3 protein-coding genes are annotated in these 3163 nt (G+C 49.3%); all 3 read right to left on the bottom strand.

Annotation, left to right across the window (positions count from 1 at the left end; all coding sequences use genetic code 11):
• The coding region (locus ACQY18_RS06505; RefSeq protein ID WP_428039285.1) for a hypothetical protein at positions 1-654 on the bottom strand (654 nt) is incomplete at its 3' end.
• A gap of 178 nt (positions 655-832) precedes the next feature.
• Complete coding sequence (locus tag ACQY18_RS06500) at positions 833-1825, bottom strand: trypsin-like serine protease (RefSeq protein WP_428039284.1); 993 nt, start codon at positions 1823-1825, stop codon at positions 833-835.
• Between the two features lie 45 nt (positions 1826-1870).
• Positions 1871-3043, bottom strand: coding sequence for a hypothetical protein (locus ACQY18_RS06495; protein WP_428039283.1), 1173 nt, complete (start codon positions 3041-3043; stop codon positions 1871-1873).
• Positions 3044-3163 lie beyond the last annotated feature (120 nt).

The raw sequence follows: 3163 nt of genomic DNA, 5'->3' as shown, positions 1-3163 counted from the left end.
GCACACTAAATACACATCTTTATAGGTTTTGTTGTTGGCAACATCCCCGCCCAGTTCCAACTCCTGCCAAGTGACGGTACCGCCGCACGACGGGAAGTTATTGGAAATTTCGTCAAACATCTTAAATGCCGTCACCTTCGCCGCCATATCGGACACCGAATTGCCCCGGCCGGTGGCGCGCACGGAATCCCCACCGTTTGCCAAACTGCTAATATACAAAGCGTTAAAATTGGGGTCTTTACCGCCGGGCTTTCCGATTTCCAACAAGCCATAGCCGTCCGTGCCGCCGGAGCCCACTAACACTTTAGAGCTTCTGATAATAGGGGTACTCGTAAATCCGGTGGCATTCAAGTCCAGTTTTCCGGCAGACACGTTCAATAGGCCGCGCCGGGCATCATCCGTGCCGTCCGCCGCGCCATACAAATATAGCGAACAATTACTGCCCCCTAAATTGGATTGGTTTTCCCCCAAAGACATTCTGCACTCATTCAAAACGCCCACGTCCAACGCTTGGGTGGCGGATACCGTATCGTATGCTACATACGGCACCGGGAAATAGGCTACCATTTTCATTGTGTTTTTGGTAGTGGTTGATGCGGCAAAAACAGCCGGGGCACACAACAGCCCCGCAAAAAGCAGAAATAATTTTTTCATAACCAGTCCTCCTCCAACCGCTTAAAACGGCTTTTTTGCCGCCTTTTTAAGCCGGGAATACCTATATTCTTACTTATTTTACAAAAAAAAACAAGGGAATTTTTTGCCCCATTTGCCAAATGACCCTTGAGAACAAAACAAAAAATCTTTATTTTTTAATAAAAACAACCACAAAGGATTATTTCTTTTTGTTTTTATTGCGGACATCCCGCACTCCCTGCCGGATAAGGCTATGGTTGCCGCGCACGCCGTGTTTAATAAACTGGGGGTACGCATCTTTGAAATCCAACTTGTAGTAATCACTGCCCATAACGCTTTCCATAAATGCACGCACCGATTTGTTAAACGCCAAGAACAAGAAGAAGTCTTTTTCTTCCGTTTTGCCTTGGGCGGGCGAATAGCGCTGCCAGACAAGGTCGGCGGATACCACCCCTATTAATTCCCCGGTGTTCGTCATTACACCGGAACCGCTCATCCCTTTGCGAATCCCAAAGTTTTTGGTATACGCAAAGCCCAAATCTTTTACATAATACGCTTTATACGGGTTCTGTTTGATGTCACGCACGCCGTCAAAAATGGAAATGACGGACAGTTTGCGGTCTATTAAATAAGTGTCGTCGTCAAACGCAACGATAGGCGGCAAATCCCCGCTCATCACCCGGCGGAATTTAGCGGCCGCCGTGCGGTGCGTGCGCAGATACGTTTGAAACTGTTGAGCCGAAATACCCACCAGGCCGGTGCGGTTCACGCGTTTATAATATACCAGCGGGGCTTTGTTTAAGTCCAAGCGGATGAGTGCAAAATCGTCCCGGGCGGTGACATTTTCATTATATTCCGGATGCACAAAAATAGTGGGTCTTTTGGGGGTGGAATCCACTTGTGCCAAAACGGAAACAGGCTCATCTAGTAAATCCATTTGAATACGGCACCCGCCCGCCGCGCAGCGTTCCACACAGTGGGCCGCCGTGGCAAACCACCGCCGCCCAATGCGCGTAGCCTGGCATTTTGCGGCACTGTTTCCGCGCCCCAACGGCAAAATGTGGTATTCAAAAGTGTGGTAGAAATCTTCCTTTTTGGTGTGGCGGTCTTCGTCGGTGACCGTCATTATGTTTACATCCGCGTGCGCCACGGCCCCGCACATCAATACCAAACAAAAAATTAGGTTTTTCATGGTTGCCCCCGGTTTATCTGTTTTATTATAGCAAAAACAGCGTTTTTACCGGGGCACAAATACCCGCAAGTCATACCCGGTTGCGCGGCCATAGCGGCGCGCACCCCACTTGAGGGCAGGTATTTTAGTAAACGGATGAGGCAGTAATTGTTCAAACTGGTTGCCGGCAACAGGAGTGTAAACCGCCGAAACAAAAGTCTTTCCCGCCGGGAAAGAAAGCGGCACCGCAAAAGGCTCTAAATAATCTGCATGGGCTTCCCCACAGTGGATTACAAACAGCGCATTGGGATATTTTGTGCGGTATTTTTTTATTAATTTTACCCAGGCTTGGTTGCGCACGCGCATGCCTTCCAAAGATAGCCAAATACTGCATTCGGAAGATTCCCCGCCGGGCACAGCATCATATCTGGTTTGCAAAAGGCGATTGCGGTGGACAAAACGCGGCTCCAACCCTATCAGCGCAATCCCCGCTTTATGCACTACGTTCCACACCGTAGCATGGCCTTTATAAAGGCCCAAATTGGCATAGGCTACGGCGTCTTGGGCATTGGCACCCTGCGGCAAGAACTCCGTAAAAAACAGGATTTCCCGGCCGGGGTTTTGCTCCACAAAGGCGCTTAATGTGTCCGCTATGGTGCGGCGCACGTTGGGCTGGCCGTGTTCCTCGCCAATGAACCAATATTGGGTATCCGGCGGGATTTGCGCCGCCAGATTTTGGGGCGTGTTCTTAACGGCAATAGCCGCTTGCAACAAAAGTTTTTCGTTGCGTTTTAACCACAATAAATTTTGCACCCGCTTTTTAAGCACCCCGGGCACCAAACGGTTATTGGCCGCTTGAAAATACTGGCGTTTAACTAAAACCGAGGCATTTTTCAGGACCGGATTATCGGCATATAATTCGTCTAAATTTTCTCCCACCCAAACTTGGTTATTCAAAATGGTGCTTTGCGCGGGGAGCAACAGGCGCCGGACATCTTTATCCATTTTGTCCCAGGCTTGATTGCGGGAAACACGTGCCCGGCGCACCAGGATTTTTTCCATATTTTCCGGTTCCAGCACTTCTTTGCGGGTGGGTGTTTTTTTGGGCGACGGCAACCACTTGCGGCACGCGCCGGAAAAGCGTTTCCACATATTGCCTTGCGCATAAACCGGCTCCGGCGCACTAAACACCAGTACGCTGGTAAAAACGAGTAAAATGATTTGGCTTAAAACGCGCATAAATCCCCCGCCGGGCAGATTTGCCCGGCCCTACTAATTATATTATAAATAGATATTTCCTAAAATAAAAGGGCTTTTGGGCCTATTTGCTTAGTAGGTCTAAATAGTAGCAAAAGATAC

The sequence above is a fragment of the Candidatus Avelusimicrobium faecicola genome (assembly GCA_900540405.1).
GTDB classification, from domain to species: Bacteria; Elusimicrobiota; Elusimicrobia; order Elusimicrobiales; family Elusimicrobiaceae; genus Avelusimicrobium; species Avelusimicrobium faecicola.
The sequence above is the reverse complement of the archived record's forward strand: the minus strand, read 5'-3'. Positions and strand labels throughout refer to the sequence as shown.